This window comes from Actinomadura luzonensis (genome assembly GCF_022664455.2).
Taxonomy (GTDB): domain Bacteria; phylum Actinomycetota; class Actinomycetes; order Streptosporangiales; family Streptosporangiaceae; genus Nonomuraea; species Nonomuraea luzonensis.
This window is the reverse complement of record NZ_JAKRKC020000003.1, coordinates 1,128,436-1,142,677: the sequence shown is the minus strand read 5'-3', so window position 1 is coordinate 1,142,677 and position 14,242 is coordinate 1,128,436. Positions and strand designations below refer to the sequence as shown.

Annotated in this window: 13 protein-coding genes; 6 read left to right on the top strand and 7 right to left on the bottom strand. The window is 76.1% G+C overall.

The annotated features are described in order from the left end of the window. Positions 1-37: 37 nt before the first annotated feature. Entirely contained in the window at positions 38-442 is a 405-nt protein-coding gene (locus MF672_RS50400) for a hypothetical protein (protein ID WP_247815823.1), read from the bottom strand. Between the two features lie 11 nt (positions 443-453). Then, positions 454-1,728 (bottom strand): helix-turn-helix domain-containing protein, encoded by a 1,275-nt coding sequence (locus MF672_RS50395; protein WP_242377545.1) that lies wholly within the window; start codon positions 1,726-1,728, stop codon positions 454-456. 172 nt (positions 1,729-1,900) lie between these two features. On the opposite strand from MF672_RS50395, the gene MF672_RS50390 reads away from it, so the two are divergent. The 3 genes from MF672_RS50390 to MF672_RS50380 are packed head-to-tail and all read left to right on the top strand — an operon-like array spanning position 1,901 to position 8,549. Further along, positions 1,901-5,227 (top strand): nSTAND1 domain-containing NTPase, encoded by a 3,327-nt coding sequence (locus tag MF672_RS50390; protein ID WP_242377547.1) that lies wholly within the window; start codon positions 1,901-1,903, stop codon positions 5,225-5,227. Between the two features lie 29 nt (positions 5,228-5,256). Beyond that, the gene (locus MF672_RS50385) at positions 5,257-5,937 is read left to right on the top strand and encodes a hypothetical protein (RefSeq protein ID WP_247815822.1); all 681 of its coding nucleotides are present in this window, start codon (positions 5,257-5,259) and stop codon (positions 5,935-5,937) included. Beyond that, complete coding sequence (locus MF672_RS50380; RefSeq protein ID WP_242377551.1) at positions 5,835-8,549, top strand: NACHT domain-containing protein; 2,715 nt, start codon at positions 5,835-5,837, stop codon at positions 8,547-8,549. Before MF672_RS50385 ends, MF672_RS50380 begins: the two co-directional genes overlap by 103 nt. A 3-nt stretch (positions 8,550-8,552) precedes the next feature. On the opposite strand, the gene MF672_RS50375 is transcribed toward MF672_RS50380, so the two are convergent. The 3 genes from MF672_RS50375 to MF672_RS50365 are packed head-to-tail and all read right to left on the bottom strand — an operon-like array spanning position 8,553 to position 10,508. After that, on the bottom strand, positions 8,553-9,755 hold the full coding sequence (locus MF672_RS50375) for an RNA polymerase sigma factor (RefSeq protein WP_242377553.1): 1,203 nt from the start codon (positions 9,753-9,755) through the stop codon (positions 8,553-8,555). Then, complete coding sequence (locus MF672_RS50370; protein WP_242377556.1) at positions 9,752-10,090, bottom strand: YciI family protein; 339 nt, start codon at positions 10,088-10,090, stop codon at positions 9,752-9,754. The genes MF672_RS50375 and MF672_RS50370 overlap by 4 nt, the downstream gene beginning before the upstream one ends. A 19-nt stretch (positions 10,091-10,109) precedes the next feature. Then, entirely contained in the window at positions 10,110-10,508 is a 399-nt protein-coding gene (locus MF672_RS50365; RefSeq protein ID WP_242377559.1) for a VOC family protein, read from the bottom strand. Between the two features lie 158 nt (positions 10,509-10,666). Between MF672_RS50365 and MF672_RS50360 the strand changes: the two genes are divergently transcribed. Then, complete coding sequence (locus MF672_RS50360) at positions 10,667-11,131, top strand: tetratricopeptide repeat protein (RefSeq protein WP_242377561.1); 465 nt, start codon at positions 10,667-10,669, stop codon at positions 11,129-11,131. 17 nt (positions 11,132-11,148) lie between these two features. Here MF672_RS50360 and MF672_RS50355 read toward each other — a convergent pair whose 3' ends face one another. Further along, positions 11,149-11,886 (bottom strand): VOC family protein, encoded by a 738-nt coding sequence (locus MF672_RS50355; protein WP_242377563.1) that lies wholly within the window; start codon positions 11,884-11,886, stop codon positions 11,149-11,151. A 45-nt stretch (positions 11,887-11,931) separates the two neighbouring features. After that, positions 11,932-12,327 carry a RidA family protein gene (locus MF672_RS50350; protein ID WP_242377652.1) on the bottom strand — a complete coding sequence of 132 codons (396 nt, stop codon included), beginning with the start codon at positions 12,325-12,327 and terminating at the stop codon, positions 11,932-11,934. Positions 12,328-12,429: 102 nt separating this feature from the next. Here MF672_RS50350 and MF672_RS50345 point away from each other — a divergent pair, with 102 nt between their 5' ends. After that, the gene (locus tag MF672_RS50345) at positions 12,430-13,407 is read left to right on the top strand and encodes a helix-turn-helix transcriptional regulator (RefSeq protein WP_242377566.1); all 978 of its coding nucleotides are present in this window, start codon (positions 12,430-12,432) and stop codon (positions 13,405-13,407) included. A gap of 90 nt (positions 13,408-13,497) precedes the next feature. Beyond that, on the top strand, positions 13,498-14,202 hold the full coding sequence (locus tag MF672_RS50340) for a sulfotransferase family protein (protein ID WP_242377568.1): 705 nt from the start codon (positions 13,498-13,500) through the stop codon (positions 14,200-14,202). Positions 14,203-14,242 lie beyond the last annotated feature (40 nt).

Sequence of the window (14,242 nt, the reverse complement as noted above, 5' to 3'; positions counted from 1 at the left end):
TTTCGTTCTCAGCGGCGGCGGAGTGACGGGGCCGGGCTCACGGGCCGTCGTCGTCCGGGTCGGCCTGCCGGTCGTTCTCGCGCGCTTCCCGGCGCTCGTGGCCGGCCCGCTCCCGGTGCCGGGCCTCGTCGCCGACGCCCGTCTCGGCGGCCCACTCGTGCAGCGCGGCGTTCTCCCGGTGCGCCTCGGCGGCGCGGCGATGGCCGGCGCGGGCCTCGGACTCCGCCCGCTCGGCCGCCCGTTCCGCCCGCAGGGCCCGCTCGGCCGCCTGCCGCGCCTGCGCCGGGGTGGACCCGGTCGCCCGGCCCTCGGGGGGCCGCTCGCACGCGTCCCGCAGCTCCTCGACCCGCTGCCGCGCCTGCGCACTCCGCTCGTCGGCCCGCCGGGCCCGCTCGCGCGCCCGCTGGGCACGATCCCTGGACTCCTCGTTGCGTTCCGGCACGTGTTCGACCATCACCTCGCTCTACCCCGTGCGTGGTCGCGCAACAGGCCGGGCAGGTGGTAGCGGCCGGGGGCGGTCTCCTGCACGAGATGCACCTCGAGCAGCTGGTCGAGCAGCCGCTCCGCGCGCGGGACGGACGTGCCCAGCAGCTCTGCGGCGGCCCCGGCCCCGAAGTCGGCCCCAGGGCCCGTGCCCAGCAGCCGGTACGCCCGCCGCAGCTCGGGCGGGAGCCGGTCGTAGGACAGGTCCAGGGCGGCGGCCACGTCGTGCCGTCCGGCGCGCAGCTCGGCCAGCCGGTCGCCGGCCAGCCGGTCCAGCAGGTGCCGCACGCTCCACGTGGCGTGCGCCCGCAGCCGGGCGGCGGCGACGCCGACCGCCAGGGGCAGCAGCCCGCAGCGCGCCACCACCTCCGACAGCTCCTCCGCCGGCGCCCCCGCCACCCGCTCGGGCCCGGCCACCTGGGCGAACAGGGCGGCCGCCGCGGCCTGCGGGAGCACGCCGAGCGGCAGGGTCGCGGCGTCCGGCAGGCAGCTCAGCCGCCGGCGGCCGGTGACGACGACCCGGCAGTCCTGGCCCCCGGGCAGCAGGGGGAGGACCTGGTGCTCGTCGGCGGCGTCGTCCAGCACGACGAGCACCCTGCGCTCGGCCAGCACGCTCCGGTAGAGCGCGGCCCGGTCGTCCAGGTGCTCGGGGACGCCCGCGGCGGGCACGCCGAGCGCCCGGAGCAGGCGCGCCAGGGCCTCGCCCGGCTCCACCGGGGCCGCGCCGGGCGCGTGGCCGCGCAGGTCCACGAAGAGCTGCCCGCCGGGGAAGCGGTGCGCGAGCCGGTGCGCGGCGTGCACCGCCAGCGCCGTCTTGCCTGCGCCCGCCATGCCCTCGACGCAGACGGCCGTGACCGGGCCCGCGCCGAGGTGGTCCTCCAGCGCCGCGAGCTCGCGCTCCCGGCCCACCAGGGCCGTGACGTCGGCGGGGAGCTGGCGCGGGACGATCGCCGCCCGCGGCGGCCCGCCGGCGACGGCGGCGAGCAGCGCGCGCTCCTCGCCGTCCAGGTCGAGGGCCTGCGCCAGCAGCAGGATCGAGCTGGTGCGCGGCTGCAGGGGCCCGCCGTTCTCCAGCCGGCGGACGGTCCTGACGTTGAGCCCCGCCCGCTCGGCGAGCTGCTCCTGGGTCAGCAGCGCCCGCTTCCGCCAGCCGCGCAGCAGCCGTCCCGACGAGGATCCCGGGCAGGACGCGGTGGCGTCGGCGGCCGGGGTGAGATCGAGCAGTGATGATCGTGCTGGGTGCAAAGGTGTCTCCCGCGGTCCCCCGTGAGGACCTGCGCAGCCGGTCCTCCCTCTCCAATGGCGACAAGTCCGACGAAATCGTGTTCACGCCGTTCAAGCCACCTATGAGACGACATTGGACGAGATCGGACGGAGTGTTTGCTGGCGGTGGGCGCGGTTTGTCAGAATGACCGTCATGATCGAGCGGGGGGACCGCCCGAGTGAGGAGTGTCCCTACCAAGGTCTCGCGCCGTTCGAGGCGGGCCGGGCGGAGCTGTTCTTCGGACGCGGCCGGGCGACCGCGAACCTCCTCGGCCGCCTGGGCCGGCGGCTGGCCGGGCGCGGGTCCGTCCTGCTGGTCACGGGCGCCTCGGGGGTCGGCAAGTCGTCGCTGCTGCGCGCGGGCCTGATCCCGGCCGTGGCGGAGGAGGGGCTGCCGGCCGCGGGGAACGCGCGCTGGCACTGCGTGCTCACCACCCCCACGGCGCGCCCGCTGCGGGCCCTGCCGGAGCCCCCGCCGCCGGGCGGGCGGCTGCTGCTCGTCGTGGACCAGTTCGAGGAGCTGTTCACGCTGGTGTCCGACGAGCGGGAGCGCCAGGCGTTCGTGGCGGCCCTGCACGCCCTGACCGAGGGCCCGGCAGGGGCCGGGGTCGTCGTCGGGGTGCGCGCCGACTACTGGGAGCGCTGCGCCGCCTATCCGCAGCTCGCCGAGGCGATCCAGGACGGCCAGGTCATCGTCGAGCCGATGGCGGAGCCGGACCTGCGCCTGGCCATCACCGGCCCCGCCGCGACGGCGGGCCTCAGCCTCGAACCCGGTCTCGTGGAGACCATCCTCGACGAGCTGCGCGCCGGCGAGCGCCACCAGGCCGGCGCCCTTCCCCTGCTGTCCCAGGCCCTCCGCAACACGTGGGAGCGGCGCAAGGAGGGCACCCTCACCGTCCGGGGGTACGAGGAGTCCGGCCGGGTCCGCGACTCCGTGCGCCGCACCGCCGACGAGGTGCTCGCCCGGCTGCCGCCCGAGGACCGCAGGGCCGCGCTGCGGATCTTCCGCCGGCTCACCCTGATCACCGCCGGCGGGCGGCTCGCGCGGCGCGCGGCGCGGCTGCCCGAGGTGCACGCCGCCGCCTCCGCGCGGACGGCGCAGCGGCAGGAGCGGGTGGGGGCGCTGCTGTCCGCGTTCGCCGACCGGCGGCTGCTCACCCTGCACGAGGACACCGTCGAGATCGCCCACGACGCGCTGCTGACCGCCTGGCCCGCCCTGCGGCAGTGGCTGGAGCCCGACCTCGCCGCCCAGTCCGTGTACGACCGGCTGATCGAGGCCGCCGCGCAGTGGGAGGACAACCACCGCGACCCCGCCTTCCTCTACCGGGGCGCGCGGCTGCTCGCCGTCCAGGACAGCCGGGTCCGCTGGGAGCGGGACCCTGACAGCTACCCGCCGCCCGGCCCGGTCGTCGAGGGCTTCGTCGCCGCCTCCGTCCGCGCCGCGCGGCGGGCCGGCCGCCGCCGGCGGCTCGTCGTGACCGGCCTCGCGCTGCTGTCGGCGCTCGCCCTCGCCGGGGCCGCCGCCGCCGTGAACGCCGCGGGCGAGGCCGACCGGCAGCGCAGGGTGGCGACCTCCCGCCAGCTCGCGGCGCAGAGCGAGGTCACCGGCGACGTCGCGCTGTCCTCGCTGCTGGCCGTGGCCGCCTGGCGGATGGCCGGGACGGACGAGGCCCGCAACCGCCTGCTGTCCGCCGCCGCCCGCACCGGCCGGGACACGCTCGCCGGGCACGAGAAGGAGGTCGTGTCGCTGGCGTTCAGCGCCGACGGCTCCGCCATCGCGACGGGCAGCCAGGACGGCACCGCCCGCCTGTGGGACACGGCCTCGCGGCGGCAGCTCGGCGCGCCCGTCACCCGCCCCCGCTTCGACTGCTCCGCCGTGCATGTGGCCCTCAGCCCGGACGGCCGGACGCTCGCCACCGCCTGCCTCGGCGGCGTCCGCTTCTACGACGTCGCCGGCCGCCGCGAGCTGGGCCCGCCGATCGAGCACGAGGAGGTCGTGTCGGCGCTCGCCTACCGCCCGGACGGCAGGACCCTGGTGACCGGCGACTTCAGGGGCGTCGTGCGGCAGTGGGACGCGGTCACGCACCGCCCGCACGGCCCGCCCATGGGCCGCCCCGACCACGGCCCGGCCCTGGCGGGCATCGTGCGCGGCCTCGCCTTCAGCCGCGACGGCGCGAGCCTCGCCGTCGCGCGCGGCGACACGGTGCGGCTGTGGGACCCGGCCACGGCCCGCCCGCGCGGCGGCCCGCTCGCCCGGCACGCCCAGCCCGTCCTCGACGTCGCCTTCAGCCCCGACGGCCGCACCCTCGCCACCGTGAGCTGGGACGACACCGCCCGGCTGTGGAGCCTGCCGTCGGGCCGGCAGAGCGCCGTCCTCAGGGACAGGACCGCCGGGTTCACCACGATCGCCTTCAGCCCCGACGGCACCAGGATCGCCACCGGCGGCCCCTCCGGCCGCACCGTCCTGTGGGACGCGGCCACCCGGCAGCCGATCCTCGCGCTCGCCGACAACGTCTCCGGCGTCGAACGCGTCGCGTTCAGCCCGGACGGCGGGCTGCTCGCCGCGGCCGGCGACGACGGCCTGGTCCGCCTCGCCGACCCGAAGGTCCACCTGCAGATCGGCCGGCCGCTGCCCGGCGAGGGGGCCGTCGCGCTCAGCCCCGACGGGCGGATCCTGGCCACCGGCGTCCCCGGCCGGCAGAGCCCGGACGTTCGCCTCTGGGACGTGGCCACCCAGCGGCCGCTCGGCCCCGCGCTCCGCCCCGCGGGCGCCCGCCGCCCCGTGACCGGGCTCGCCTTCCTGCCCGGCGGGCGCACGCTCGTCACCTCCCACCCCGACGGACTGCGGCTCTGGGACGTCGCCTCCCGGCGGCCGCTCGCGCACGAGCCCACCCTGAAGGGGCTGGCCGAGCCGAGCCCCGACGGCAGGTACGTCGCCGTCCAGCACGACCGGTCCATCGCGTTCTGGGACGTCGCGGGCCGCCGCGAGAGCGGGCCGCGCATCAGCGTCCCCGGCCACACCGACGTCATCACCGGGATGGCGATCAGCCCCGACGGCCGCACCCTGGCCAGCGCGGGCTTCGACGCCCGGGTGCGGCTGTTCGACGTCGCGAGCCGCCGCCCGATCGGCATCGCGCTGATCGCCGGGGACGCCGCGCCCGCCGCTCTGGCGTTCAGCCCGGACGGCGAGATCCTGGCCACCGGCAGCACGCGCGGCGAGGTGCTGCTGTGGGACCTGCGGACGCACCGGCCGCTCGGCGCGCCGATGACCGGTCACGGCAGCGGCGTGGCCGGGCTCGCCTACAGCCGCGACGGCCGGTCCGTGGCGTCCGTGGCCGGCGACGGGACCGCCCGGCTGTGGAACGTCGCCCTGCCCGCCGACCTGCTCGGCGCGGCCTGCGCCAACGCGGGCCGCTCGCTCACTCGCGAGGAGTGGCAGAATCTCATGCTGCAGGAGGAGTTCCGCCCGACGTGTCCGTGACCTTCGATCGCACCGCGGAGAAAACCGGCATGTTCCTGCGAGGGCTACGCCGCAGGACGGGTAAGCCCGTCCCGGAGCTGGTCGGCCTGTTCCGGTCCATCATCGACCGCGGCCGCGACCACCACCCGATCGCCTCCGACTTCCTGGCGCACTTCATGGACGGCGTGGGCGCGTCCAGGACCATGTCGCTGCGCTGGCTGCGCTCGTTCAAGGTGATCAAGAAGGCCGAGCGCAGGAACCAGCGCCGCTTCGAACGCCAGCTCGCCGGGCGGGCCCGGCTGCTGGCCGACCACGACTCGGCCTGGCTCAGCGACCACTGGGACGCCAGGATCAACGCCTTCATCGGCACCGAGCTGTTCTACGTGAGCCGGATGAGCCTGCTGCGCTCGCACGGCTCCTTCGTCCTGACCAGGGACGGGTCGCGGGTGCGGATGTCCGGGACGGTCCGGCACCGCTGGTTCGACCCCTACGACTGGGACCGCGGCCGCTGGGTCTACATCCCCCGGCACGGGTTCGTGCCGATCGCGGTCGGGCGGGAGCTGGTGGAGGCCGACGAGGCGCGCAACTTCCTGATGGAGGCGCGGCACGTGCAGACGCTGGAGGGCGTGTGGACACGGAGCGGCTGGACATGGAGCGGCTGGACATGGAGCGGGTGGCCCCGGCGCGGGCGGGCCAGGTTCACCTGGGCGCTGGTGAGGTCGGGGGAATGACCGACGGCCGGCGTCCAGGGCCGCCCGACCCGGCGCGGGCCGGCAGCGTCCCCGAGTTCGTCGGGTCGCTGGCCCTGCTGCGGCGGTGGGCGGGCGAGCCGTCGCTGAGCCGGCTGCGCTCGCTCGGCGGGCAGACGGCGGCCGCGGACGGGTCCCTGGTGGACGCGCTGCCGAAGAGCACGACCTCGCACGTGTTACGGCAGCGCGACCGGCTGCCGCGGTGGGAGTTCGTGCGCGCCTTCGTCACCGCCTGCCTGCGCTCCTGCGAGCACCCGCCGGAGCTGATCCCCGGCGAGCTCGAACGGTGGCGCGCCGCCCGCGCGGCCCTCGCCACCCCCGACCCCGCCCCTTCCGGCCCCGCCCCGCCCGACCCCCCACCCCCCGACCCCGGGGCGTCCGGCCCCGGGGAGCAGCCCGTCCTGGCGCCCTTCGACCCGGTGGTCGAGCTGCTCGTGCGGCGCGTGGCCCGCGAGGAGGACCGGGCCCGCAAGGGGCTGCTCGGCGGCTACGACCTCGCGCCCGTCTCCTTCGCGCCCGTCTCCTTCGCCTCCGTCTCCTTCGCCTCCGGCCCGGACGGCGAGCACGCCCCCGACGGCGGGCACGCCCCCGACGGCGAGCACGGCCCCCGCGACCGGCCAGGCGGCGACGACCCGCACGACGTCCACACGATCGGCCGCTTCTTCACCGCCCTGCGCCCCCGGCGCCTGATGGTGGCCGGCGGGTCCGGCGCGGGCAAGACGGTGCTCGCCATCGAGCTGGTGCTGCAACTGCTGGAGCCCTGGCTGACTCCGGCCCCGCCCCCGGGCCACCCGGCGGCGGTGCCGGTCCGGCTGAACGCGGCCCGCTGGACCCTGGGCCGGCCGTTCGAGCCGTGGCTGGCCGAGCAGCTCGCGCACGAGTTCGGGCTCGCGCCCGACGACGCCCTGCGGCTGGTGCGGGACCGCCGCGTGCTGCCGGTCGTGGACGGCCTGGACGAGCTGGACCCCGAGCCGTCGCAAGGCCCTCCGCGCCGCGCGATCGCGCTGCTGGCCGAGCTGAACCGCTACAGCGACCTGTCGGGACGGCGTCCCGGAGCGGTGGTGGTGACCTGCCGCGCCGACCGGCACGCCGAGCTGCGCGCGGCCGGCGCCGCGCTGGCCGGCGCCACCACCGTCCGGCTGCGCGACCTGGCCGCCGGGCAGATCGCCGGCTACCTGCGGGCCCGCTGGCCGGACGGCCACCCGTGCGCGCCGCACAGCGACGGCGTCCAGGAGGCGCTGCGCGGGCCGTCGGGCGGGATCGTGCACGCCGCCCTCGCCACGCCGTGGCGGCTGCTGCTGACCGTCACCGCCGTGGAGTCCGGCGCGGACCCGCACGACCTGCTGCGCGCCGACCCGCGCGACGACCCGCGCGCGGGGGCCGCGCGGATCGCCCGGCGGCTGCTGGAGGCGTACGTCCCCGCCGCCACCCGGCTCACGCCCCGGGCCGCGCCGGGCACGCCGTACCAGCCGGACCAGGTGCGGGCGTGGCTCGTGCGCCTGGCCGCCCACCTGCAGTGGCAGGCCGCGAGGACCGCCGGGGCGGACCGGCCGCCGCCCGGCCTGACCGGGATCGACCTCGTCCCGCACCTGCTGTGGCCGATCGGCGGCTGGCGGCTGGTCCGGGTGCTGCACTGCCTGTGCTCCGCCGTCCTCGCGGTCGTCGCCATGCTGGCCTTCTGGAGGGGGTCCACGATGGACGTGCTCGGCGGGCCGGGCGCGGGGCCGGGGACGGAGCGGCTGCTTCATCTGGCGCTCATGACGTCCTGGGTGGGCATCGTGACCGGCCTGTCGTGGTCGCCGTGGCCGGCCGCGGCGGGCGGGCGGAGCAACGTCCCCCGGCGGCGGCGCCTGGCGGGCGCGCTGCTCGGGGCCCTGGCGGGCGTGCCCGTCGGGGTGCTCGGCGGCCTGGCCGGGCTGGCGCTGACCGGGGAGGAGATCTTCGGGCCGGCCTTCGCCGTCGCCGCGGGAGGGACCGGCGGGATGGCGCTCGGCGCGGTCATCGGGCTGACCGCCGCCGGCCGGGACGGGGCCGAGCGGATGACGGTGTCCGAGGCGATCAGGGCCGAGCCCGTCACGCTGACCGGCTTCGGGCTGTGCGGGGCGCTGACCGGGCTCGCGCCGCTGCGGCTGGCGGACGCCGGCCCGGTGCCGCTGGCCGTGGGCGTGAGCGGCGCGTTCGTGCTGGCGTTCGCGCTCGGCGTGGTCTTCAAGATCGCCGCCGGCGGGTGGAGCATGGAGACCGAGCTGGCCCATCCGCGTGAGGCGCTGCACCGCAACCCGGCGACCGGGGTGGCCTTCGGGCTCACCGGCGGCGTGGCCGCCTTCCTGGTGTTCGTGATGCGCCAGGACGTCGTGGAGTCGCTGGCGTGCGCGCTCGTCGGCGGCGTCACGTTCGGCCTGGCCTTCGGCGCGCTCGCCTGGACCCGTACGATGATCGGCCTGGTCGTCGCGGCCACGCGCGGCCTGCTCCCGCTGCGGCTCTGGGCCTTCCTCGACTGGGCGTGCGAGGCCCGGCTGCTGCGCGTCAGCGGCGCGACGTACCAGTTCAGGCACCGGGAGCTGCAGGATTACCTGACCTCGTCGCGCGGGTGAGGGTCAGTCCCAGCCGAGGCGCCGCTCCAGCAGCGCCTGCTGGGCCGGGTTCGCGGTCAGCTCCAGCGCCCGCTCGTCGGCGCGGCGGGCCTCCTCGCGGCGGCCCAGCTCACGCAGCAGCTCGGCGCGGGTGGCGTGCAGGAGCGGATAGCGCTCCAGCTCGTCGCCGAGCTCCGCCAGCTCGGCCAGGGCCGCCTCGGGCCCCTTGACGTGCCGCACCGCGACGGCCCTGTGCACCCGCGTGACCGGTGAGGGAGCCAGGCGCAGCAGCAGGTCGTACAGCACCAGGATCTGCGCCCAGTCGGTGTCGGCGAAGGCCGCGGCCTCGGCGTGACAGGCCACGATGGCGGCCTGCACCTGGTACGGCCCCGGCCGGCGATGGGCGCGGGCGGCCCGCGTCAGCAGCGCCGTGGCCTCGGCGATGGCCCGCCGGTCCCACAGGCCGCGGTCCTGGTCGGCCAGCAGCACCAGCCGGCCGCGCTCGTCGAAGCGGGCCGCGCCGCGGGCCCGGTGCAGCCGGATCAGCGCCAGCAGCCCGGCCGCCTCCGGCTCCTTGGGCAGCAGGTTGACCAGCAGCGCGGCCAGCCACTCCGCGTCGTCCACCAGGTCCCGGGCCTCGGCCCGCTCGCCGGTGCTCGACAGGTAGCCCTCGTTGAACAGCAGGTAGATGACCGCCAGCACCTCGTTGACGCGGCCCGGCAGCTCGTCCTGCGGCGGGATGCGGTACGGGATCCCGGCCTCGGCGACCTTCCGCTTGGCGCGGGTGATCCGCTGCGCCACCGTCGCCTCGGGCACGAGGAACGCGGCCGCGATCTGCGCGGTGGACAGCCCGCACACCACCCGCAGCGTGAGCGCGATCTGCGCGGCCCTGGACAACGCCGGATGGCAGCAGGTGAAGATCAGCCGCAGCCGGTCGTCGGACGCGGCGGGCGCCGGCCAGGCGAGCCGCGCCAGCTTGGCCCGGTAGGTGGACTCGCGGCGCAGCACGTCCAGGCCGCGCCGGCGGGCCACGGTGAACAGCCACGCGTCCGGCCGCTCCGGCACGCCCTCCGCCGGCCAGCGCCGCAACGCGGTCTCCACCGCGTCCTGCACCAGGTCCTCGGCGGCGGAGAAGTCGCCCAGCAGCGACACCAGGGACGCCGCCAGCCGGCCCGCGTGCTCGCGCACCACGCGGACCAGCACCTCTTCCGGCACCGGCGTCCTCATGCGACCGGGCGGATCTCCACGACCGGGCAGGCCGGCCACGAGCGGGCCAGCTTCAGCGCCTCGTCCAGGTCGGCCACCTCGACCTCGGCGAACCCGCTGACCACCTCCTTGCCCTCGACGAACGGCCCGTCGGTGACGACGGGCTCGCCCGGCCCGAGGCGCACCGTGGTGGCGGTGTGCACAGGAGCCAGGTGGGTGTGGTGGGTGATCCGGTCGGCGTGCTCGTCGAACCACCGCATGACGGCCGCGTAGGCCGCCTCCCGCTCCAGCTCGCCCATGGCCTCCAGGCTCCGGGCGAACTCCTCGGTCTCGACGAACATCAGCACGTACTTCACGTCGTCCTCCTCGCAGACGTCAGCGGGCGGGCAGGGCGGCGTACAGGTCCACGCCGTTGCCGTCCGGGTCGGCCACCGTCGCGTACCGCATACCCCAGAACGCGTCGAACGGCTCCGCGAGCCCCCGGTGCCCGGCCCCGGTCAGCTCGGCGTACGCGGCGTCCACCTGCGCCGGGTCGTCGAACTCGAAGCACAGCAGGGCCCGCGGGCCGCCCGCCGGCGCCGTCCAGCCCGGCAGGAACGGCGTGCGGAAGCCCTCGGTGTCCAGCATGACGTGCAGCCCGTTCGGCAGGTCGCAGCCGGCGTGCTCGGGGGAGTGCGCGTCGATCGTGAAGTCCAGGCCGAGCAGGGCGTAGAAGGCGATGGACGTCTTCAGGTCGGCGACGACGAGGTCGATGGTGTTGAGCCGGGGATGCATGGCGTCCTCCAGGAGCCGGGTGAACGAGGTCGGGCCCGGACGTCTCCCGTCCGGGCCCTCACCTACCTGACGATCGGCGCACCCCCCGATTCGACAGCACCCCGCGCCGGCCGGGATACGCTCATCGCGATCATGCCGGTACGACGAAGGAGCCGCCGATGACCGCCGACCCGACGATGGCCAGGATCGGCCAGGGCGTGGAGTTACACCACCACCAAGGCCGGCGCGACGCCGCCCGCGACCTGTTCGCCCAGATCTGGGATGACATCGGCGGCGAGCAGGGCGACCCGCTGCACGTCTGCGTGCTCGCCCACTCGATGGCCGACGTCCAGGACGACGTCGGCCAGGAGCTGATGTGGGACCTGCGGGCGCTCGCCGCCGTCGAGCGGGTCACCGACGAGCGGGTGGCCGAGGCCGGGGTGCCGCTCTCGGTGGCCGGCCTGTACCCATCGCTGCACCTCAACCTGGCCGACTGCTACCGCAAGCTGGGCGACCTCGACCGCGCCCGCGAACACCTCCGGCAGGCCCGCGACGGCATCGGCGCGCTCGGCGACGACGACTACGGGCAGCTCATCAAGGGCGGCCTGGAACGACTGGCCGCCCAGCTCGACGAGACCGCCTGACCGCGCACCGCCCCTGGTCAGGCCCGGCCGAGGACGCAGAAGTCGTTGCCCTCCGGATCGACCATGACCTTCCACGGCACGTCGCCCTGGCCGACGTCACCCGGCACCGCGCCGAGCCCCCGTAGCCGGGCCACCTCCTCCGCCTGGTTCTCGACGGGGTCGGGGAGCAGGTCCAGGTGGACGCGCGTCCACACGGCGGGCGGGCCGGCGGCGCGCACGAACTCGAGGTACGGCCCGACGCCTTCGGGCGCCCGCAGCCGCGCGAGGTCGTCGTCCGCCTCGTGCGTGGCCCAGCCCGTCGCCTCGCCCCAGAACCGCGCCATGGCCCGGGGGTCGGCGCAGTCGACCACCACGACGGCGACCGGACCGGTGTCCCGGTAGATCTCCCGGGGCTCCAGCACGCAGAACACGTTGCCCTCCGGGTCGGCCATGACCGTCCACGGCACGTCGCCCTGGCCCACGTCGGCGGGCTTGGCGCCGAGCTCCGTCAGCCGCGCGACCAGCTCCGCCTGATGCGCCTCCGAGGTGGTGGCGAGGTCGAGGTGCACGCGGTACCGGACCGTCTCGGGATCCGGGACGGTGACGACGTCGATGCAGACGGCGGTGGGGTCCGGCCAGGTGAAGTCCAGGGGTTCGACGTTGGTCACGCCGGGCCCCTCGCTGGCCAGACCCCAGCCGAGCGCCTCCGCCCAGAAGCGGCCGAGCGCCGCGTCGTCCCGAGCCTTGAAGTTCACCTGAACAAGTCGCAGTCCCACGCCGCCCACCCTACCCCCGAAGATCAAGCGGCCGGCGGGACGGTGTCACGCCACGGCGGTCCCTTCGAGCTCGACCATCAGCTCGGGCAGCGCCAGCCGGGTCACCCCGAGCATCGTGGTGGGCGGCGCCGCCCCCGCGGCGCCCAGCCGCCCCGCCAGCACGCCGTAGTGCTCGAAGAGCCGGTCCACGTCCGTGGTGCAGACGGTGAGCCGGACCAGGTTCGCGAGGGACATGCCGGCCCCGCCCAGCACGGCCTCCAGGTTGTCGAGGCTCAGCGCGAGCTGCGCCGCCAGGTCACCGGCGTGCCGGGGCTTGCCGTCGCTGTCCATCGCGCCCTGCCCCGCGCAGTACAGGGTCCGGGTGTGCCCGGAGACGAGCTGCCCCTGGTCGTAGCCCAGTCCCACCGACCACGCCCACGGGTTGACCGCCGTTCGCTGCATCGCCACTTCCGCTCCGTCCGATGTCGATCTCTGTCGCTTGCGGTGATGAGCCTGCCAACGAATCACGACATCCTTTGTCGTGTATTCGATAGGGTTTTTCGCATGCGCGCCGACCGGCTGGTCTCGCTGGTGCTCCTGCTGCGGCAGCACGGCCGGATGTCCGCGACCGCGCTGGCCCGCGAGCTGGAGGTGTCCACGCGCACCGTGCTGCGCGACGTCGAGGCGCTGTCCGCGGCCGGCGTCCCGGTCTACGCCGAACGCGGCCGGCACGGCGGCTTCGCGCTGCTGCCCGGCTTCCGTACCGAGCTGACCGGCCTCAACCCCGACGAGGCCCTGGCCCTGCTGGTCGCCGGGTCGCGGCGCGGGGCGCAGGCGTTCGGCCTCGGCTCGGCGCTCGCCTCCGCGATGCTCAAGGTGGTCGACGCGCTGCCCGCGAGCTATCGCGACACCGCGGCCGGCGCGGCCGGGCGGCTGCTCATCGACCCGGAGACCGACCTGCTCTCCCGCCGCCTGGACGCCGAGGAGGTGCCCGACGCCGTGGCGGCCGAGGTGCTGCGCGCGGTGTTCACCGGACGCCGGCTCCAGATCCACTACGCCGCCGCCGACGAGGCCCCGCGGTGGCGCACGGTGGACCCGGTCGGCCTGGTCACCGTACGCGAGCGGGGCTACCTGCTGGCCACGCGGCAGGGCGCGGACCGCACCTACCGGCTGTCGCGCATCCTGGCCGCCGAGGCGCTCGCCGAGCCCGCGCAGCGCCCGCCCCGCGTCGACCTCGACCGGGCCTGGCGCGAACGCGGCACCCGCTTCCGCGCCGGCGGCGACCAGGTCACCGTGCTGGCCCGGGTGCACCCGGCGCGCCGGGAGGACCTGGTGGGCACCGCGCTGGCCGTACTCGCCGAGGAGGCCGGCGACCCGGACGGCTGGCTGCGCCTGGAGGTGACCTTCCAGGACCGGAGGCACGCCGAATGGGCGCTGTGGCAGCTCAGCACGAACGCCGAGGCCCTGGCCCCGCAGTGGTTGCGCGCCGCGCTCCGCACCCGCGCCGCCGCGCTCGCCGCCCGCTACGACCCGCCATCCTGAGCCCTCCCGGAAAATCGCCGCGGGGGGATTGCCATGCCCATGATCACACCACCATGATCGGGGCCAAGCCGAACCTCATGGAGGAGCGTCATGCTGACCGTGATCGGCGCGGGCTTCCCGCGCACCGGTACGAGTTCGATGAAGGCGGCACTGGAACAGCTGGGATTCGGTCCCTGCCACCACATGTTCGACGTCGGGTCCGATCCCGACCGCGCCCGGCGCTGGGCGCCCCTGGCCGACCCCGGCACGGTGCCGGACTGGGACCACGTGCTCGAGGGGTTCAGGTCCTCCGTGGACTGGCCGGCCGCGTTCTTCTGGCGCGAACTGGCGGCCGCGTACCCGGAGGCCAAGGTGGTCCTCACCGTACGCGACCCGGAGGCCTGGTTCGCGAGCATGCGGACGCTCATCACCAACGGCCCGGCGCGGCTGCAGACCGAGAAGCTGGCGCCCGAGATGGCCGGCCTGGTGGAGAACATGCAGACCACCCGCCCGCTGCTGGAACGCATGATCCGGGAGGGGCTGGGCAGCGACCGGCCCTTCGGCGAGGTCCCCGACGAGAAGGAGAGCATCCTGGCGTTCGAACGGCACATCGCCACGGTCAAGGAGAGCCTGCCGGCCGACCGGCTGCTGGTGTTCGACGTCCGCGAGGGGTGGGAGCCGCTGTGCCGCTTCCTCGGCGTGGACGTTCCCGCCGAGCCGTTCCCGCACCTCAACGACAGCAAGATGATGCAGCAGTCGATCGACCGGCTGATGCGGGGCGAGAACATCGGCCTCCCCTTCCACCCCACCCGCTGACCACCGAAGCCCGCACCCCCCTGGGCCGCAGTCCTTCTCC